20 protein-coding genes are annotated in these 17,893 nt (G+C 37.8%); 6 read left to right on the forward strand and 14 right to left on the reverse strand.

What is annotated here, in order from left to right; all coding sequences use genetic code 11:
• Positions 1-83: 83 nt before the first annotated feature.
• The 5 genes from ASF92_RS00590 to ASF92_RS00610 all read right to left on the reverse strand — a co-directional run bounded on the left by ASF92_RS00590 (position 84) and on the right by ASF92_RS00610 (position 3,801).
• Positions 84-1,262: a mechanosensitive ion channel family protein gene (locus ASF92_RS00590; protein WP_056086308.1), complete on the reverse strand. Its 1,179-nt coding sequence runs from the start codon at positions 1,260-1,262 to the stop codon at positions 84-86.
• Positions 1,263-1,349: 87 nt separating this feature from the next.
• Positions 1,350-1,697: a 50S ribosomal protein L19 gene (gene rplS, locus ASF92_RS00595; protein ID WP_056086310.1), complete on the reverse strand. Its 348-nt coding sequence runs from the start codon at positions 1,695-1,697 to the stop codon at positions 1,350-1,352.
• Between the two features lie 136 nt (positions 1,698-1,833).
• Positions 1,834-2,508 (reverse strand): tRNA (guanosine(37)-N1)-methyltransferase TrmD, encoded by a 675-nt coding sequence (trmD, locus tag ASF92_RS00600; protein ID WP_056086313.1) that lies wholly within the window; start codon positions 2,506-2,508, stop codon positions 1,834-1,836.
• Between the two features lie 14 nt (positions 2,509-2,522).
• Positions 2,523-3,050 carry a ribosome maturation factor RimM gene (rimM, locus tag ASF92_RS00605; RefSeq protein WP_056086316.1) on the reverse strand — a complete coding sequence of 176 codons (528 nt, stop codon included), beginning with the start codon at positions 3,048-3,050 and terminating at the stop codon, positions 2,523-2,525.
• A 181-nt stretch (positions 3,051-3,231) separates the two neighbouring features.
• Positions 3,232-3,801, reverse strand: a complete 570-nt coding sequence (locus ASF92_RS00610) for a 30S ribosomal protein S16 (protein ID WP_056089009.1) — start codon at positions 3,799-3,801, stop codon at positions 3,232-3,234.
• Positions 3,802-3,941: 140 nt separating this feature from the next.
• On the opposite strand from ASF92_RS00610, the gene ASF92_RS00615 reads away from it, so the two are divergent.
• The gene (locus tag ASF92_RS00615) at positions 3,942-4,463 is read left to right on the forward strand and encodes a 5'-3'-deoxyribonucleotidase (protein ID WP_056086319.1); all 522 of its coding nucleotides are present in this window, start codon (positions 3,942-3,944) and stop codon (positions 4,461-4,463) included.
• 145 nt (positions 4,464-4,608) lie between these two features.
• Entirely contained in the window at positions 4,609-4,935 is a 327-nt protein-coding gene (locus ASF92_RS00620; RefSeq protein ID WP_056086323.1) for a heavy metal-binding domain-containing protein, read from the forward strand.
• Positions 4,936-4,970: 35 nt separating this feature from the next.
• On the opposite strand, the gene pfkA is transcribed toward ASF92_RS00620, so the two are convergent.
• The 4 genes from pfkA to ASF92_RS00640 all read right to left on the reverse strand — a co-directional run bounded on the left by pfkA (position 4,971) and on the right by ASF92_RS00640 (position 9,015).
• Positions 4,971-5,954: a 6-phosphofructokinase gene (pfkA, locus tag ASF92_RS00625; RefSeq protein ID WP_056086326.1), complete on the reverse strand. Its 984-nt coding sequence runs from the start codon at positions 5,952-5,954 to the stop codon at positions 4,971-4,973.
• The gene (locus ASF92_RS00630) at positions 5,947-7,656 is read right to left on the reverse strand and encodes a protein-disulfide reductase DsbD (RefSeq protein WP_056086329.1); all 1,710 of its coding nucleotides are present in this window, start codon (positions 7,654-7,656) and stop codon (positions 5,947-5,949) included. Before ASF92_RS00630 ends, pfkA begins: the two co-directional genes overlap by 8 nt.
• Positions 7,657-7,780: 124 nt before the next feature.
• Positions 7,781-8,230, reverse strand: a complete 450-nt coding sequence (locus ASF92_RS00635) for a protein-disulfide reductase DsbD domain-containing protein (protein ID WP_056086332.1) — start codon at positions 8,228-8,230, stop codon at positions 7,781-7,783.
• A complete protein-coding gene (locus ASF92_RS00640) occupies positions 8,230-9,015 on the reverse strand; it encodes a biotin--[acetyl-CoA-carboxylase] ligase (RefSeq protein ID WP_056086335.1) in 786 nt (261 codons plus the stop codon). The genes ASF92_RS00635 and ASF92_RS00640 overlap by 1 nt, the downstream gene beginning before the upstream one ends.
• Before the next feature lie 46 nt (positions 9,016-9,061).
• Between ASF92_RS00640 and rsfS the strand changes: the two genes are divergently transcribed.
• The 4 genes from rsfS (at position 9,062) to ASF92_RS00660 (ending at position 13,379) form a co-directional block, all read left to right on the forward strand.
• The gene (rsfS, locus tag ASF92_RS00645) at positions 9,062-9,436 is read left to right on the forward strand and encodes a ribosome silencing factor (protein WP_056086338.1); all 375 of its coding nucleotides are present in this window, start codon (positions 9,062-9,064) and stop codon (positions 9,434-9,436) included.
• A 28-nt stretch (positions 9,437-9,464) separates the two neighbouring features.
• Positions 9,465-11,492, forward strand: coding sequence for an ATP-dependent zinc metalloprotease FtsH (gene ftsH, locus ASF92_RS00650; protein ID WP_082489414.1), 2,028 nt, complete (start codon positions 9,465-9,467; stop codon positions 11,490-11,492).
• Between the two features lie 91 nt (positions 11,493-11,583).
• A complete protein-coding gene (locus ASF92_RS00655) occupies positions 11,584-12,228 on the forward strand; it encodes an LUD domain-containing protein (RefSeq protein ID WP_056086341.1) in 645 nt (214 codons plus the stop codon).
• A 71-nt stretch (positions 12,229-12,299) separates the two neighbouring features.
• On the forward strand, positions 12,300-13,379 hold the full coding sequence (locus ASF92_RS00660; protein ID WP_056086346.1) for a 3-oxoacyl-ACP synthase III family protein: 1,080 nt from the start codon (positions 12,300-12,302) through the stop codon (positions 13,377-13,379).
• Here the strand turns inward: ASF92_RS00660 and ASF92_RS00665 are convergent.
• The 5 genes from ASF92_RS00665 to ASF92_RS00690 all read right to left on the reverse strand — a co-directional run bounded on the left by ASF92_RS00665 (position 13,376) and on the right by ASF92_RS00690 (position 17,731).
• Positions 13,376-14,869 (reverse strand): hypothetical protein, encoded by a 1,494-nt coding sequence (locus ASF92_RS00665; RefSeq protein ID WP_056086349.1) that lies wholly within the window; start codon positions 14,867-14,869, stop codon positions 13,376-13,378. The genes ASF92_RS00660 and ASF92_RS00665 overlap by 4 nt on opposite strands.
• Before the next feature lie 134 nt (positions 14,870-15,003).
• Entirely contained in the window at positions 15,004-15,747 is a 744-nt protein-coding gene (locus ASF92_RS00670; protein WP_056086350.1) for a zinc ribbon domain-containing protein, read from the reverse strand.
• Positions 15,747-16,844 (reverse strand): Nif3-like dinuclear metal center hexameric protein, encoded by a 1,098-nt coding sequence (locus ASF92_RS00675; RefSeq protein ID WP_056086352.1) that lies wholly within the window; start codon positions 16,842-16,844, stop codon positions 15,747-15,749. The genes ASF92_RS00670 and ASF92_RS00675 overlap by 1 nt, the downstream gene beginning before the upstream one ends.
• A gap of 210 nt (positions 16,845-17,054) precedes the next feature.
• Entirely contained in the window at positions 17,055-17,423 is a 369-nt protein-coding gene (locus ASF92_RS00685; RefSeq protein WP_056086359.1) for a TM2 domain-containing protein, read from the reverse strand.
• A gap of 5 nt (positions 17,424-17,428) precedes the next feature.
• The gene (locus ASF92_RS00690; RefSeq protein ID WP_056086362.1) at positions 17,429-17,731 is read right to left on the reverse strand and encodes a DUF2752 domain-containing protein; all 303 of its coding nucleotides are present in this window, start codon (positions 17,729-17,731) and stop codon (positions 17,429-17,431) included.
• Positions 17,732-17,893 lie beyond the last annotated feature (162 nt).

Below are 17,893 nucleotides of genomic sequence, written 5' to 3' on the forward strand. Positions count from 1 at the left end.
GTACATCTAAGCCTGGCTGCATTAATTTACAACAACTTTAGCTAAATTATCCTGATAATCTTAAAATCCCATTAATCTTGTTTCTAGTCGGTAGCATCATTTCCTACTTCCTTTTCTCCTGTTGCTGAATTAGCTGGCTTATCGCTGATTAATCTTTGAGTTGGATAAGCAAAGTCAGATTTATTCTGCATCACAATCTCCATTATTTTGAAATTGATTTCCTGCTTAACAGCTAAATAGTCATTGTAGGCTGTAATTGAAACGAAATAAATGACCTCGATGTTTAACGAAGAGTCACCAAATCCTTCAAAATAGGCGTTGCCGTCATCGCTCGTATCCGCATGGTCATGGATATAGATTCTTATCTCGTCAACGATTTTTTTGATGGTTTCTACATTGGTTTCATAAGTAATCCCAAAAGAAAATTTCACTCTTCTGAAATTCCTTAAACTCATATTTTCCAACACGCCATCTATCATTCCCTTATTCGGAATTGTCGCCATAGTTTTCTCCGATGTACGGATTAACGTACTCCTGAAACCAACTTTTTCCACTGTTCCTTCTACGCCGTCTACTTTAACCAAATCACCTACAGTAAATGGCTTATCAAGGAAAATAGTAAATGACCCGAGTAAGTTTTCCAGGCTCTCTTTTGCAGCTAAAGCGATTGCAATACCCCCGATTCCCAATCCGGTTATCAGGGTTAATACATTTACTTCGAAAACAAAACCAAGTAAAGTGAAGAAGCCTATAAATACGACAATTGTTTTAAGTAACTCTTTCAAAAACGGCACCAGTTGATCATCCGATTTGCTTTCAGTAAGTGAAGCCCGATACATCAACACATGTGAAATGAAATCAATTATCCGAAGAAATATCCAGAAAACGGATAGGATTATCAGGAATAAAAATATTCTGTCGATGCATTCACCAATCGTAACAGGAATTGCTACTTTAACTTTTCCAATTAATTTATTGAAATGGAAAACAGTTACTTCCAAAGGATGTTTAAGCTGATTAATAGACAAATAAAATGTCGAAAAAAGGATAAAAATCTCAATTGGATTGAGCAGTAAGGCAACGAAAGTATCGTCATGACTCTGCTGGGAAAATCGCTGAAAAAGCTTAAACAACAATTTACTTAATAGTTTTGAAACAATTGTTTTGAAAATAAGCCCGGTTAAGAGAATACCTCCAAATAAGCAGTAGGCCCTTACCGTATTACCCCAAAAAGTTTGCTCAAAAAAAGCAGAATCTAACATATTGCTTTGTAAATTAGATAAAGATGATATAACAAAAAAACCTCCACGATTTTAATCGTGAAGGTCTATATCTCGCAACAAAGAATATTATTTTCTTAAAGATTTAATACGGGCAGCTTTACCAGTTAATGCGCGTAAATAGAACAATTTCGCTCTGCGAACTTTACCGTAGCTATTCACTTCAACTTTCTCAATGTTAGGAGAACTGATAGGGAATATACGTTCTACACCAACACCGTTGCTCATTTTACGAACAGTGAAAGTTTCGTTTGCACCTGCGCTGTTTCGTTGTATAACAACACCTTGGTAAATTTGAATACGTTCTTTATTACCTTCGCGAATTTTATAGTGTACGCTCACTGTATCGCCAGACTTGAACGCAGGAAAATCTTTTTTCGCGATGGCCTGCTCTTCAACAAATTTTACTAAATCCATGATTTTAAGCTATTAAATCGACATTTCAACCCGTGAAATTCGGATTGCAATATTAGGGATTATTTCCCAATAAAAAAAACTAATTTTATTTTTTCCACAATCTTTTGGAATTCCACATTAAATCAGGTAAATGCTTCTATTCCAAAAGGTCAGGACGACGGGTCTTAGTCCTTTCCAAAGCCTGTTCGTGCCGCCATTCATTCACTTTGGCTTCGTGTCCGCTAAGCAAAATATCGGGCACTTTGTGTCCCCGCCAATCTGCCGGACGAGTATAAACCGGCGCATCTAAAAGTTCGCCTTGAAAGCTGTCGGACAGGGCAGAGGTCTCATCATTCAAAACTCCGGGAATTAAACGGACCACAGCGTCTACCACAATTGCAGCGGGCAGTTCTCCGCCACTTAAAACGTAATCACCAACAGAAATCTCTCTGGTTACAAAAACGTCTCTGATGCGCTGATCTATGCCTTTATAATGTCCACATAAGATGATGATGTTTTTCTTTATGGAAAGCTCGTTTGCAGTACTCTGATTTAAAGTTACGCCGTCAGGGCTCATAAAGATAATGTCATCATAGGCACGCTGTGCCTGAAGTTTTTCTATACAGGCTGCAAAAGGTTCAATACTCATTACCATACCGCTGCCGCCACCGTACTGATAATCATCCACACTCTTTTGCTTATTGGTCGCATAATCACGTAAATTATGAACAACAATTTCAGCAATTCCCTTATTTTGTGCTCTTTGCAGAATAGAATGGGCAAACGGACTCTCAAGTAAGGCAGGTAAAACAGTTATGATATCAAAACGCATCTTCAAATTTAAGTTTAATTTTCAAGATAAACATCTAGTAAACCCTCCGGCAAAGCGAGTGTTAATATTTTTTCCTCATCATCAATTTCGATGATAAAATCTTCATTTAAAGGGAAAAGGATTTCAGTTCCTCTATACAAAACGGTTGCCACAAATTGTTGCGGATATTCATTTACCTCAATGATTTCTCCAAGCTCACCTAATGTTTCATCTACTGCGGTAAAGCCCTTTAAATCCGTGTAAAAGAATTCATCTTCATCACGTTCGGGCATTTGAGCAATTGGTAGATAAAGCTTCTTTTTTAACAATGGTTGTGCCTTATCAATATGATCGACATCATCAAAATTAAAATAGCCGGTTTTATTGGCTTGCAATTTTGCCGAGGCTACAAAATACGGAACCAGCTTGCCGTTCATATCAGCAAAAACGACATCAAAAGTCAACTGTTCGTATGCGTCAAATTCAAAAAAAACCTGAACTTCGCCTTTCAAGCCTCTGCTTTTTGTGACGTACCCTACGTAAAATGCTTCTTCATGTTTCATAACCCTTTGAATTCATTATTGCCTTTATTACGAATCTGATTTCTCATCAGATGAAGCAATCGCTTTCCTACACCTATTAGATTGCTTCGTGCCTCGCAATGACGGCGCTTGATAAAAATCTCTTTATATAAAAATAGCGTTCCGGATCCGGAACGCTATTTCTAAAAACAAAATAATTAAATTATTCTGCTCCTTCTTCTTTAGTTTCTGCTGCAGGAGCTGCTTCAGTTGCCTCAGCTTCAACAGCTGGCGCTTCTTCAGTAACTTCTTCTTCAACAACCTCTTCTGCAACTGGTGCATTTTTAGCTGCGATAGCTGCTGCTCTATCTTCCTTTTTCTTAGCTTCTGCTGCTAAAGCTGCTTTACGGGCATCCGCTTTAGACGTCGCTAAACCTTCTGTTTTACCAGAAATTTTACCTGCTTTAGCATCTAACCAAGCAGTGAATTTCTCATCAGCCTGTTCTTGAGTTAAAGCACCTTTTTTAACACCACCTTCTAAGTGTTTTTTGTATAAAACACCTTTGTAAGATAGGATAGCACGAGCGGTATCAGTAGGCTCAGCACCTTTGTTAACCCAGGCTAAAGTTTTTTCGAAGTTAATTTCGATAGTTGCAGGATTGGTGTTCGGGTTATAAGAACCTAAACGCTCAATGAATTTACCATCACGTGGAGCACGTGAATCTGCTACTACTACGTGGAAAAAAGGTTTTCCTTTTTTACCAAACCTTTGCAATCTGATTTTAGTTGCCATTTCTTTTTTGTTTATGTATTCAACATATTTCCCGGAACTTCGTGTTGCGGGCTGCAAAGATAAAAAAAATCTTCAAATTAAAAACATAGTTTAATTAGTTTATTTTCAGGAGATTTGACTTAAAAATTTGCATATATAACATGGAAAGAATTGCTATTGATATGGATGAGGTTGTAGCTGATGCCATCGGAAAATTTATTAAACTTTATAACAGAGACTATGACGTTCCTTTAGATTTAAAAATTGATGCCGGCAACGAAATTTATCATCACGTTCCTCAGGATGTAAATCAAAAATGGTTTGAATACATTAATGAACCAGGCTTTTTCAGGGATCTGAATGTTATCCCCGATAGTCAGCGGGTAATTAAAGCCTTACAACAAAAATATGACGTTTACATTGTTTCAGCTGCTATGGAATTCCGCAATTCTTTGGTAGACAAATACGATTGGCTTGCCGAGCATTTTCCTTTTATCGACTGGCAACACATTATGTTTTGTGGAAATAAAATTGTTCAGGCCGATATCATCATCGATGATCGTACCAAGAACTTTGTAAATTTTCCGGGAAGGCCTTTGCTTTTCACCTCGCCACATAATTTACTGGTTACCGAATACGAACGCGTGAACACTTGGGAAGAAGTTGCCGGGTTGTTACTTTAATCACCAACCAATATCAAGCAATGTGTTTTCCTGACTTTTAAAATTTAAAACGAGCGTTGATATCAACAGGATGAACGAATCTGATTTCAAAACAGAATGTAACATTTATCGAAAAAAACTTTCTAATTGAAAAAGCTTAATAAATATGTTAGTAACCACAACGCCTTCTGTTGAGGGCACAAAAATTGTAAAATACATTGGTCTCGTTACTGGGGAAACCATTATTGGCGCAAATATTTTTAAGGACTTATTTGCCGGGATAAGAGACATTGTTGGTGGCCGTTCGAGTGCTTATGAGCAAGTTTTAAGAGAAGCCAAAGATACGGCTGTAAACGAAATGCAACAATATGCCGCCGCTTTAGGCGCTAATGCTATTGTTGGCGTTGATTTAGATTACGAAACCGTTGGAACGGGCGGCAGCATGCTCATGGTAACAGCCAGTGGAACAGCTGTTATACTGGAAAATTTATAGCTGATGAGTAGCAAAACTACTCATCAGCTTTTTTATTAAAAAGAAAGTATGTCGATCAGTTTTAACCACCGGGAGCTCACTTTTTCTGCATCTATATGCTTAATTGCATGATCAAATGGTGTAAAAACCATTTCTCGGTTAACCTGGCCTGCCATTACACTACGCTCGCCGTTTATCAAACCTTCAACAGCCACCACGCCTAAACGGCTGGCCAAAACCCTGTCCATACAAGTTGGCTTTCCTCCCCGTTGTATATGCCCCAAAACCGACACTTTTGTGTCGTAGTGTGGGTATTTTGACTGGAGAATTTCGCCAACTTTGAATGCACCACCAGCGTCATCACCCTCGGCAACAATGATAATTTTTGACGATTTATCTTTCCGGCTGTGTTCCAATTTATGAAGTACATCTTCCACGCCCATATTGGCTTCAGGAATAAGAATTGCTTCAGCACCAACGCCAATACCGCTTCTCAATGCAATTAGGCCGGAGTCGCGCCCCATTACCTCAACAATGAAAAGCCTGTCGTGAGATTCAGCAGTGTCTCTAATTCTATCCACCGCATCAATTACTGTGTTTATCGCCGAATCATAACCGATTGTAAAATCGGTACCCGCCAAATCATTATCAATTGTTCCCGGCAAACCCACAATTGGGAAATCAAATTCATTCGCAAAAACATTTGCTCCGGTAAAAGTTCCGTCACCGCCGATAACAACTAAGGCATCGATATTTCTGCTTTTCAAATTATCATAGGCCGCTTTTCTACCCTCAACAGTTCTGAAAGCGTCGCTACGTGCTGTTTTTAAAATTGTACCTCCCCGCTGTATGATGTTCGCTACTGATTTACGATCCATCGGAATACAATCATCGTGAATCAGACCTTCATATCCGCGAAGAAAACCGGTTACTTCAATATCATAATAAATTGAGGCTCTAACAACAGCCCTAATGGCGGCGTTCATGCCCGGAGAATCCCCTCCGGAGGTTAAAACACCAATGTTCTTTATCTTATTCATTTGTTTGTTTCTTGGCAAATTCTGAAAGACCTTTATCCAGATATTGCAAATATTTTTTAATATTATATTCTACCCCTATTGGCGGAGAAACTAATTCTTTTTCATCGGTACCCAAAAGCACATAATAAGGCTGCGAAATCGTGTTGAATCTTTCAGCCTGTAAATGTTTGAACTTTTTACCTACTGTATTTACTTTTACAGGGCTAGTTTTTGACCCTAAAATTTCCGAATCAAATTGCTCATTTTCCGGCAAAGCTGTTTTATCATCTGTATATAATGATACAACGATATAATCTTCCTTCAACTTTTTAAGCACGCGGGGATCCGACCAGACTTTTGCTTCCATTTCACGGCAATTCACGCAACCATGGCCTGTAAAATCGAGGAAAAGCGGTTTTTTAACTTCTTTAGCGTAAGCTAATGCTTCCTGGTAATCGAAGAAACCGTCAATATTATGGGGAATATGTAAAAAATCCGCATATTTTCTTTTTGAATGAGCTGGGCCTGAGGGCTGATTTTCAGATGGGCCTTCCAATCCAATAACAAAATCCTGTGTAGACAAAGGCGGCACCAACGAACTAACAGCCTTTAATGGTGCTCCCCATAAACCAGGAATCAGGTAGAATGCAAAAACAAAGGCAGCTCCTCCCAAAAATAACCTTTGGATTGATATATAAGGTAAATCACTATCGTGAGAGAATTTTATCTTTCCTAACAAATAAAAGCCTAAAACAAATGCAATGACTACCCAGATGGCAATGAAAACTTCTCTGTCTAAAATCCCCCAGTGATAAGCCAAATCTGCAGTAGATAAAAATTTCAGTGCCAGGGCAATTTCTATCAACCCCAATACAACCTTAACAGCATTTAACCAACCACCGGATTTCGGAAGAGAAGTCATCCAGCTTGGAAAAATTGCGAAAACCACAAATATTAAAGCCAACGCTAAAGAGAAACCAAACATCCCCATAATAGGAGCTAAAAATCCGCCGGTTTGACCAACAGTAACCAACAGCGTTCCTATTAAAGGACCTGTACAAGAGAAGGACACCACAGCTAATGTCGCTGCCATGAAAAATATCCCTGTCAATCCTTTTGAATCGGATTTCGAATCCATTTTATTTACAAATGAGCTTGGCAGTGTAATTTCGAAGGCGCCCAAAAATGAGATTCCAAAAATTAACAATATTAAAAATATAAATACATTAAAAAATCCGTCGGTAGCGAGCTCATTCAGCGCACTGGCACCGAATATCAACGTGATAAGCAAGCCTAAAACGACATAAATCACGATAATAGAAACACCGTAAATTATAGCGCCTTGTATTCCTTTTCCTTTAGTTTCAGCTCTCTTGGTAAAATAACTTACTGTTAACGGTACCATAGGAAATATACAAGGAAGCAGGAAAGCAATTAATCCCGCTATAAATCCCGCTGCGAATATGGAAAGAAGTGATTTCGATGAGCCTTCCTGCACAGTGCCAGCCTTTTCTACTTTAGCAGAAACGGCTGTTGTATCCTTCGTTGTTGAATCTTTAACAATGCTATTTGCAGCACTGTCCTGTGCAGAACCAACCTCTGTAAACTGAATATCATCTGGCACAGATGCGGTTGTGTCTTGCTTGTTATTGGCAAGACTTTTAGATGTCGGCAGCGCAACAAACATTACGGCTAACATAATTAACAATAAAACCCTCTTCATGTGTGTGTGTTTATTCTGGCGAAAATACACAAAACGATTATGGAAAAGAAAGCGAAACGCAGATTTTACTTTAAATAGAAAGAGCTCCCGATTTGGAAGCTCTTTCTATGTACAAACATCTGCTTTATTTTACTGGAATACTGAATTCAACTTCCTCTGGTGGAAGGCATTGCTTATCGTTACAAACCATAAATTCTACTTTTCCCTTAACAGCGGTAACACCTTTATTAAGCTTTATTTTTTGCTGAAATACAACTTGATCTTCAAAATAGCTTACATTCATTTTAAATGTGTCTTCGTATTTAACAATCGCTTTTGGTTCTGCAGTTTTTCCAACTAACGTGAAATCTTTAGATGGTGAAAAAGTGAAGGTAGTTTTAACAGGGCCGCCACTTTTTACATTTTGAGAATAAATATGCCATCTGTCTTCTATAGATGCCTTTATATACAAAGTAGCTTCTGTTTTGCTTGTCTTTTTAGCTACGTAAGCCCAGGTTACCGGTTTCTCGATTTGAGCGAATGCGCCAGCAATGGTAAATAAAACCATTGATAGTACTAAAGTGATTTTTTTCATTATTGTTTAATTTGTGTGTGTATGTATTCTATTTCTTTAAAATTGAATCTTCTTAATTCCCCTTCAACTTCTACTCTTAATAACCCATTAGCTTCAACACCAACAATAACACCTTCAAAAACCCGACCATTTTGACGATAACCTGATTTGATATTGTAGTTTAAAAGTCTTTTTAAATATTCCTTTCCTAAAAAATCATACCTCTTTGACTTCAAATTTAAATAGTATTTTTCCATAAAAAAGAATATTTTTTCCATGATACGCTCCAATTCCACTTCTTTATGTAAAATTTGACGGATAGATATCGCATTAGTACTTAATTTCTCTTGGAACTCGGCTTGGTTGACGTTCAACCCAAGCCCAACGATAGTCGATTTAATGATTGAACCTGTCAGTGTGCTTTCTATAAGTATGCCACCAAGTTTCCTTTTATTGTAATAAATATCATTAGGCCATTTAACCTCAACAGGATCTGGAAGAATGTCAGAAAGCGCATCTGCAACAGCCAAACTAACTAAAATATTCAAATAAAACTGCATTTCTAACGGTAAAAAACTCGGTTTCAAATATATACTTGTACTGATATTTTTACCCGGTTCTGTGTGCCATACACTTTCCTGCTGCCCTCTTCCTGCGAATTGGTGGTCTGCCATAATTACAGTTCCTTCAGGTAGTGGATCGGAATTTGACACCATCTTTTTTAAATAATTATTCGTCGAATCAACTTCTTTTAGTTTGATTAGATTTTGACCAACAAATAGTGTCGAAAAAGTGTTATTTTGCAAGTGTTAAATTTATATTTAATTGTAATTCCAAAATTAAAGCATTTTAATGGTAAAAAAGAAAATAGTAGCCCTTTCTACATACCTTTCTGAGTTAGCCGTACATGGCATACAAGAAAAAAAAGGAGAAGATATTGTGCGGTTGGACCTTAAAAATATTCATACTTCAGTAGCAGATTATTTCATTATCGCGAGCGCAAATTCTGCTACGCAGGTAAAAGCTATTGCTGATAGTGTGGAGAAGGAAATATATAAAGCAACTCAAACAGATCCAAGACATAAAGAAGGTTTTGAATCTGCAGACTGGATTATTTTAGATTATTTCGACGTGGTTGTACACATTTTTAAAACTGAAAAGCGCCACTTTTATGGCATCGAAGAGTTATGGGGTGATGCTGAAAGCACTAATTACCAAAGCGCATAACCGTTAATATACCTTTTTAAGAAAACAAATGAATAATAATCAAAATACAAACGAGAACAATAAGGCAGGTAAAAAACTGCCGAATATTCCAAAAAAACCCCAGAAAGGTGGGTCTAAATTTAATATTTTTTGGGTTTATGCAGCCATTATTGTGGCGATAATAGCGGCCCAGTTTTTATTTACGACAGAAGGAGGCAAGGAAGTATCCTATAGAACGTTCGAAACTGAAATGCTGCTTAAAGGCGATGTAGATAAAATCATTTCCTATAAATCTGATGATATTGTAAAAGCAGAAGTTTACATAAAAAAAGACAGCTTAAATAAACCGCAATACAAGGCATATAAAAGTACAAGCAGCTTTAATAATAACACCGGCCCAACAGTTTACTTTATTGCTGGTTCTCCTGATGCATTAGATAAGTTACTTGCTGATTCTCAAAAAGATATTCCGAGCAATCAGAGAGTCTTAGCGCAACCAACAACTAAAAATAATCCTTTGGCTAGTTGGTTTCTTACGATTATCGTACCGGTATTGCTGTTAATCGCTTTCTGGATATTTATGATGCGCCGTATGGGCGGAGGTGCCGGTGGCGGCGGACAGATTTTCAATATAGGTAAATCAAAAGCAACCTTATTTGATGAAAAAAATGATGTCAAAACCACATTTAAAGACGTAGCGGGTTTAGAAGGTGCTAAAGAAGAGATTCAGGAAATTGTAGAATTCCTTAAAAATCCTCAGAAATATACGGTATTAGGTGGTAAAATTCCGAAAGGTGCTTTACTGGTGGGTTCTCCGGGTACAGGAAAAACCTTATTGGCAAAAGCTGTTGCTGGGGAAGCTCAAGTTCCTTTCTTTTCATTATCAGGGTCTGATTTCGTGGAAATGTTTGTTGGTGTCGGCGCCTCACGTGTCAGAGACTTGTTTAAACAGGCGAAAGACAAATCACCTTGTATTATCTTTATAGATGAGATTGATGCAATTGGTCGCGCCCGCGGTAAAAATGGTGTGATGGGCGGTAACGATGAACGCGAAAACACTTTGAACCAGTTGTTGGTAGAAATGGATGGTTTTGGAACCAATACACATGTTATCATTTTGGCAGCGACAAACAGGGCTGATGTTTTAGATAAAGCTTTATTAAGGGCTGGTCGTTTCGACAGACAAATTTATGTTGATTTGCCGGATGTTCGTGAACGTAAAGAGATTTTTGAAGTCCACTTAAAGCCAATTAAAATGGCCGAAGGTTTAGATACTGAATTCCTGGCAAAACAAACTCCAGGATTTTCAGGCGCAGATATTGCAAATGTGTGCAACGAAGCCGCTTTAATTGCTGCTCGTAAAAACAAAACGGCGGTTGATAAGCAAGACTTCTTAGATGCGGTTGATAGAATTGTCGGTGGTTTAGAAAAGAAAAACAAAATTGTTACGCCATCAGAAAAAAGAGCAATTGCAATTCATGAGGCTGGTCACGCTACAGTAAGTTGGATGCTTGAACATGCTGCACCTTTAATTAAGGTAACCATCGTTCCGCGAGGACAAAGTTTAGGTGCGGCCTGGTACTTGCCGGAAGAGCGCTTAATTGTTCGCCCTCACCAAATGCTTGATGAAATGTGCGCTACAATGGGTGGACGTGCGGCTGAAAAGGTTATTTTTGATACCATTTCAACCGGCGCATTAAGCGATCTTGAAAAAGTTAATAAACAAGCCAGAGCGATGATTACCATTTATGGCTTAAATGAAAAGCTAGGTAACATCACCTATTACGATTCTTCAGGTCAGAATGAGTATAATTTTAATAAACCTTACTCTGAAGAAACTGCCTTAATTATTGATAAAGAAATTTCCTCTTTAATAGAAAGTCAATATCAGAGAGCTATAAATTTACTTCAGGATAATAAGGATAAGTTAATCCAACTTGCAGACATTTTAATTGAAAAAGAAGTATTGTTTAAAGACGATTTGGAAAATATTTTCGGAAAGCGTCCTTTTGGCGCTGAAATAACCGAAGAGCTGGCCAAAGGTGGAACGAACAATGTTCCTCCAGTAGAAGCTTAATTTATGCAAAGAAAAGGCTTTTAAAACAAAACATTTATACATAAGTTTGAAACCTCGGATGTGAATATCCGGGGTTTTTAGTTTTTATACCATGAGGGATAATACGACAGCGAAAGAACAAATGCTAAAAAAGATAAGAAAAGCGCTTCTGGAAAAGCGCGAAAACCCTTATCCTAATCTGGAAGAACTTCCTTTGTACAAAGAAAACAATGAAGAACTTGAAGTATTGTTCGCAGAACAATTAACTGCAGTTTCAGGAAACTTTATCTTTTGTGAAGATGGTATAGACTTTATTGAAAACATGCTCCAACTTGCTGACAGGTTCAAATGGCGAAAAATTTATTGTTGGGAGCCTGAATTGCAAGATTTTTTAGCCCGGTATGAGTTTCCGTTTTACCAGACGGATAAAGCGTTCGAACAAGCTGAAGCCGGTATCACGATGTGTGAAGCGTTAATTGCCAGAAATGGAAGTATTATGGTAACAAATGAAAGTGCTGCTGGGAGACGATTAAGTATATTTCCACACCACCATATTGTCATTGCGCGCTCAAGCCAACTTGTTTTAGATTTAAAAGACGGTTTCCAACTGATTAAGAACAAATATGGCAGTCAAATACCATCCATGATATGCACCATTACCGGACCAAGCCGTACAGCTGATATAGAGAAAACACTGGTTCTCGGCGCGCACGGCCCTAAAGAACTCTTTGTGTTCCTTATCGACGATTTTTCTTAAATAATTTCCTTTTATAATTTATTAACCATATTTTTATACCAGATACCGTTTTAGTATGTGGTATTATAATTATGAGCGCAACAATAAATACTGTCATTATTGGAACAGGAAGTTATATTCCTGAAAATATTATTACAGGTGATGAGTTTCTAAATTCAACTTTTTTTGAAAACGGAAATCGTTTGGAAAAGGAAAATTCTGAAATCATCCACAAGTTTTCTGAAATTACTGAGATAGTGGAACGCCGCTATGTTTGTCATGATCAGTTAAGCAATCAGATTGGTGCAAAGGCTGCTGAAAAAGCCATACAAAACGCGGGCATTGATAAAGAAACTTTAGATTATATTATTTTTTGCCACAACTTTGGTGATGTCCCCCTAAATAGTAACCGCATTGATATATTACCTTCATTGGCTTCCAAAGTTAAACAACAACTAGGAATTTCAAATCCAGATTGTGTTGCCTATGATATCATTTTTGGCTGTCCTGGTTGGGTGCAAGGTAGTATTCAAGCCGATTATTACATCAAAAGTGGCGATGCAAAAAGGGTTTTAGTTATTGGTGCTGAAACTTTATCAAGAATTATAGATCCGCACGACAGAGATAGCATGATCTTTTCTGATGGTGCAGGAGCAGTGATTTATGAAGGCATAAAACAGGTAGGTGAACAAGACGGTATTCTTGCGCACAAAACAGAAACTCATGCATTACAACATGGGGGCTTGCTAACGATGGGAAAGGGCGCTCATCCTGAAGAAACTAACGGCAATTATTATCTTAAGATGAATGGCCGTAAACTTTACGAATTTGCAGTAATACAAGTCCCTCAGGTTATTAAAAAAGCCGTTGACAAGGCGGGTTTAAACATTGAGGATGTGAATATTGTTTTTGTTCATCAAGCCAATGGAAAAATGGACGCTGCCATAATGAAACGTTTGTTTAAGCTTTATGGTTTAGACAATGTACCAGAAAATCTCGTTCCAATGACAATCAGCTGGCTGGGAAACAGCTCGGTTGCAACCATCCCTACACTCCTTGATTTAGTTTTGAAGGAACAAGTTGAAGGCTACAAAGTTAGAAAAGGAGATGTCGCAGTTTTCGCATCAGTAGGCGCTGGCATGCATATAAATGCGTTCGTTTACAGGTTTTAACTTCCCAGCCTTTTAATTCCGGCTTTTGCCTGGCTTTCAATACTATTCTCATATTCATGGTTCTTCATGGAGATGGCGGTATTAAAAGCCTCTTTAGCTTTAGTCTTATTCCCTTTTTTCTCATAAACCTTACCCATTTGTAAGGCTGCATTAGATGCAAAATAATATTTCAGATTTCGGCCGCTGTTAACCGCAGCCTGATAATAATTTAACGCCTGATCATCCTTTCCCAAATCATCATAGATTCTCCCGGTTCTGTAATTAAATTCGGTTTTGTCTTTATCTGAAGCATAATCAGATGCCTTTTTATCTTCTAACAGCTGGCCTGCTTTTGAAAGATATCCGCCATCAAAAAGGAGCCTGGCTCTAAGTAAATCTACTGGAGGAGCAGGTGCGGCAGCCTCATTTTGAGCCTGTTTATCTTTCTCATTATAAGTAAAACCTGTATTTAGAGCTTTGGTTGCCAAAGTTGAGTAGCCCGTTTTATCGCCCTTCAAGAGCGAAATCCATGCAAGATGCAGGTTTGCATCTTTTATGTAGTTGGCTCCTTTATTATTTGTCAGAAATCTATTGAAGTAGCCGGATGCTGCGAGATCTAATTTATTTAAGTGTGCTATTCCTTCGAGATAATCCAGGTAAGGAAATGACTGATAAACTCCGCCCTCAGGTCTCTTCGCTAAAATGGTTATTGCTTCATCGTTATGCGCAGTCTTAATACAAACATAGCTCTGAAGATAAGATTTTAAAAGGCTCGTATCTGCGATTCGGTTAGTATATTTCATTGTTTTAGCATAAGCAGAAGAACTGTGGGCAACATCCGTTAATACGTAAGCGTAGTAGAACACGACTTCTTCATAAAAAGGTTCATAGGAAGATTTCGGCAATCCATCGGCAAGTTTATCCAGCATAGCTAAACCGCTTTGCATGTTACCCTTTATGCCAAAAGTTGATAAGGTTGTTTTTAGAACGCCGTCCGGAAGATTGCCAAGTACGGTATTAATTAGCCCTAACCCCTTATTATTCAATAAAAAAGCGGGGAATTTTTTTGCATTTTCCTGAAGCATGGAATTTGCTTTCCGGATTTCCATTGCGGAATTGAAATACTCTCCAAATCGGGCTCGAATTAAAGCCCATTGCAAATTAATCTCGGCCTGTGCATATAAATAATAAGGAGAATTCTTTTCGTCATCGCTTATTTTATCTAACCTTATCGATTTATTACCTTTCAGTTTATCGAATTCCGATTTACTTCCAGAAGTGATAAGGGTAAAATAGTCAATGTAGTTCTCGAGCAGGGGAATTATTGAGTTGTTTGGGTGCTGCTTCTTTTCGGTTGATACATATGCCCTTGCATTCCCCAATTTCAATTCGAAAACGCTTTTGTAGGCATTTAAACAATTGGCATTAAAATCAAAATTAGCAAATGTAAAATGCGGTAAAACTAGCAGTAAGGGCAAAAAAACGGAGGCAAAACGTAAGCTTTTAGTCATTGTTATGATTTAAATCGAAGATATCTAATAACAAATACTGTACCTCAATTCATGAATTCATTACTCGAACTTTAGATTTGGCCTTAAAAGAAAAAGTCCCAAAAAATTGGGACTTTTTAATACTTTCTTATTAACTAAGCTTCTGCGACTTCATGAGTTAAAGCTTCATCGACTAATATACGCCCGCAATGCTCGCATACAATAATTTTTTTACGCTGGCGGATATCCAGTTGACGTTGAGGCGGTATCTGATTGAAACAACCTGAACAAGAATCCCTATCAATGGTTACAACAGCTAAACCATTAATTGCGTTTTTACGTAGGCGTTTATAAGCAACCAATAAGCGTTCATCAATTGTTGGTTCTGCACTATCGGCTTTCTTCTGCAAATCTTGCTCTTCCTTTTCCGTTTCGGCAGTAATTACACCTAATTCTTTTCTTTTAGTTTCTAAATCCTTTTTTCTGCCTTCTAACTCAGCTTTAGCAGCTTCATAGATTTCAGTTTTCGAAGTAATTTCGAAACCGTGCTCTTTAATTTTCTTTTCAGAAACCTGGATATCTAAGCCTTGAATCTCAATTTCTTTAGTTAAAGCATCGTATTCTCGATTGTTTTTAACTTCTTTTAGTTGCGTATCGTATCTTTTAATAGCTGCTTGCGCATCTTTTATTGTGTTTTTACGCGTTACGATAGAATCTTCAAGATCATCAAGATCTGCCTTGATTTTCTGGATTCTGGTTTCTAATCCTAAAACATCATCTTCAAGGTCGGCAACCTCCATAGGAAGTTCGCCTCTTACCTGACGGATTTTATCAATTTTGGTGTGGATATTTTGTAATTCGTATAAAGCTTTTAGCTTTTGTTCTACGGTTTGTTCCATTAAAACAAGTAATTTATGGGGTTTGTATTTTGCTCCGTTAAACGGATTGCAAAGTTAGTAAATTTTTTCTGAATAATTTCAACCAATAAATTTGATGTAAATTGTTCAGTTTCAAAGTGTCCGATGTCGGCAATGATTAATTTTTCTTCTGCGTCAAAAAACTCATGGTATTTAAAATCAGCCGTAATAAATGCGTCAGCGCCAGCGGCAATTGCTTCTTTTAGAAGAAAACTCCCTGAACCTCCGCAAACCGCAACTTTTTTAATCCTTTTCGGTAGAACAGAGGTATAACGAACAACCTTTGCCTGCATTTTATCTTTAACCATGTGCAAAAAATCATAGGCTTCCATGTCGTATTCCAACCAGCCAACCATTCCGGAACCGACTTGCTGGTGTTTGTTTTCGAGGTTATATAAATCATACGCGACTTCTTCGTAAGGGTGGTTCTCGAATAGCGCAAGCAAAATCTTTCTTTCTGATTGAACAGGATACATAATTTCGATTCTAACTTCCGGCTCCTGGTGACGGACACCTTTTTCCCCAACGAAAGGCTCGGCATTTTCATTTGCTTTGAAAGTTCCGAAACCATCTGCATTAAAACTCGCTTCACTGTAGTTTCCGATATTTCCGCCGCCTGCATAAAAAAGTGCCGAACGCAATTGCTCGGCCTGTGCTTGTGGACAAAAAGTGACCAGTTTTTTTAGTAAACCTGATTTTGGCGAAAGCACTTTAATGCCACTAAGGCCAAGTTTATCACAAATTCTGGCGTTTACTCCGGTGTGCACCGCATCCAGGTTTGTGTGTATGGCATACAAGGCAACATTGTTTCTAACCGCTTTTAAAATAACCCGCTCTACATAATTTTTTCCGTTTAGCTTTTTCAGGCCTTTAAAAATAATCGGGTGATGGGTAATTATCAAGTTACATCCGGTAGAAATCGCTTCATCAACTATCTTTTCTACGCAATCCAGCGCAACTAGCGCAGCCTGAATATCCATATTTGGATCGCCGACAATTAAGCCCGAATTATCGTAATTTTCCTGATAATTTAAAGGCGCTATGCTTTCCAGATAATTTGTTATTACTGATAACTTCATGGTATAAAGATAGAAATTTGGACAAACTTACGAAGCTTAAAAGGCAAGGCGCGGAAGAGAAAGTCCGTAGTTTTGGAGAACCAATTTCAGTAAACCCGACAGAAACAAAAAGCCCGCAAACCCGATTCTTCATCGGGTGCGGACTTGCAGTGTATGGCGGGACTAACATTAAAACTTTTGCTGTCCCTGCTTTTCTAAAAATTAACGGACTTATTGAAATCCGCCCATTCTAACCATTTGCAAACTTTCGAAAACCATTTTCTGGTTATGCTCGAAAGCAAGGGTTTTGTGGTTTATAATATCTACAATTGAACCAATGAAGCATAAACCGATTGTTAAAAGGTACAAAATTCCCATCCCGATTTGGCCAACAATAAATCTTTGCAAGCCCGGCACAACGAATAAGCCAATTAAACAGAAAATTAACATATCTGACGGATTTTTTCTTTTGCTGCTGTAAACCATCAAAAAATTCCGCAATTGTTGTTCCGTTAAGCCGGTTGTTGCCTGCTGTAAGTACGAGTATTCCTCTGGTGTTATACCTGGTAACGACATTAGAGGTGATTGATATATATCCATGATTTCTATGTGTTTGTAGTTGAGTATTTTTTGTTCGTTTTGTATTTAATTAATGTTATTATTCTATACACTATAATTACTAAGGCTGGAAAACCTAACCAATGCTCGGAAAAGCTTTCGGCAAATTCGCCATGTAAGACATGACTAATCGACCTTCCTAGTCCACACCCCGGGCACCAATCTGCAAAGCCCAAATTTGCCAGCGGGCAAATTGTAAAGTGATGCTCATTTACATTTGCGGTTGCCATCAACACTAAAGCTGTTACCCAGAAAAAAATTTCTAAAGGAAAGCTTTTGAGGTGTTTCATGTATCGCTTTTTATATTATTTAGATTAAAGGAAAAAGTTTTGTTACAGAAAGAAGCATTAATTCGACCAACCCTAAAAAAAAAACGACCAAGGGCTTTATCAGTTCGAACAAATATTTTGAATTTAATAAAAATGTAGCTGCAAACTTAAAAAAACCTTTAC

The organism is Pedobacter sp. Leaf176 (genome assembly GCF_001424305.1).
Lineage (GTDB): Bacteria > Bacteroidota > Bacteroidia > Sphingobacteriales > Sphingobacteriaceae > Pedobacter.

What these genes read in the sequence shown, in the direction of transcription:
- ASF92_RS00590 (WP_056086308.1), bottom strand. Translation starts at nt 1,262, where the DNA reads ATGTTAGATTCTGCTTTTTTTGAGCAAACTTTTTGGGGTAATACGGTA.
- rplS (WP_056086310.1), bottom strand. Translation starts at nt 1,697, where the DNA reads ATGGATTTAGTAAAATTTGTTGAAGAGCAGGCCATCGCGAAAAAAGAT.
- trmD (WP_056086313.1), bottom strand. Translation starts at nt 2,508, where the DNA reads ATGCGTTTTGATATCATAACTGTTTTACCTGCCTTACTTGAGAGTCCG.
- rimM (WP_056086316.1), bottom strand. Translation starts at nt 3,050, where the DNA reads ATGAAACATGAAGAAGCATTTTACGTAGGGTACGTCACAAAAAGCAGA.
- ASF92_RS00610 (WP_056089009.1), bottom strand. Translation starts at nt 3,801, where the DNA reads ATGGCAACTAAAATCAGATTGCAAAGGTTTGGTAAAAAAGGAAAACCT.
- ASF92_RS00615 (WP_056086319.1), top strand. Translation starts at nt 3,942, where the DNA reads ATGGAAAGAATTGCTATTGATATGGATGAGGTTGTAGCTGATGCCATC.
- ASF92_RS00620 (WP_056086323.1), top strand. Translation starts at nt 4,609, where the DNA reads ATGTTAGTAACCACAACGCCTTCTGTTGAGGGCACAAAAATTGTAAAA.
- pfkA (WP_056086326.1), bottom strand. Translation starts at nt 5,954, where the DNA reads ATGAATAAGATAAAGAACATTGGTGTTTTAACCTCCGGAGGGGATTCT.
- ASF92_RS00630 (WP_056086329.1), bottom strand. Translation starts at nt 7,656, where the DNA reads ATGAAGAGGGTTTTATTGTTAATTATGTTAGCCGTAATGTTTGTTGCG.
- ASF92_RS00635 (WP_056086332.1), bottom strand. Translation starts at nt 8,230, where the DNA reads ATGAAAAAAATCACTTTAGTACTATCAATGGTTTTATTTACCATTGCT.
- rsfS (WP_056086338.1), top strand. Translation starts at nt 9,062, where the DNA reads ATGGTAAAAAAGAAAATAGTAGCCCTTTCTACATACCTTTCTGAGTTA.
- ftsH (WP_082489414.1), top strand. Translation starts at nt 9,465, where the DNA reads ATGAATAATAATCAAAATACAAACGAGAACAATAAGGCAGGTAAAAAA.
- ASF92_RS00655 (WP_056086341.1), top strand. Translation starts at nt 11,584, where the DNA reads ATGAGGGATAATACGACAGCGAAAGAACAAATGCTAAAAAAGATAAGA.
- ASF92_RS00660 (WP_056086346.1), top strand. Translation starts at nt 12,300, where the DNA reads ATGAGCGCAACAATAAATACTGTCATTATTGGAACAGGAAGTTATATT.
- ASF92_RS00665 (WP_056086349.1), bottom strand. Translation starts at nt 14,869, where the DNA reads ATGACTAAAAGCTTACGTTTTGCCTCCGTTTTTTTGCCCTTACTGCTA.
- ASF92_RS00670 (WP_056086350.1), bottom strand. Translation starts at nt 15,747, where the DNA reads ATGGAACAAACCGTAGAACAAAAGCTAAAAGCTTTATACGAATTACAA.
- ASF92_RS00675 (WP_056086352.1), bottom strand. Translation starts at nt 16,844, where the DNA reads ATGAAGTTATCAGTAATAACAAATTATCTGGAAAGCATAGCGCCTTTA.
- ASF92_RS00685 (WP_056086359.1), bottom strand. Translation starts at nt 17,423, where the DNA reads ATGGATATATATCAATCACCTCTAATGTCGTTACCAGGTATAACACCA.
- ASF92_RS00690 (WP_056086362.1), bottom strand. Translation starts at nt 17,731, where the DNA reads ATGAAACACCTCAAAAGCTTTCCTTTAGAAATTTTTTTCTGGGTAACA.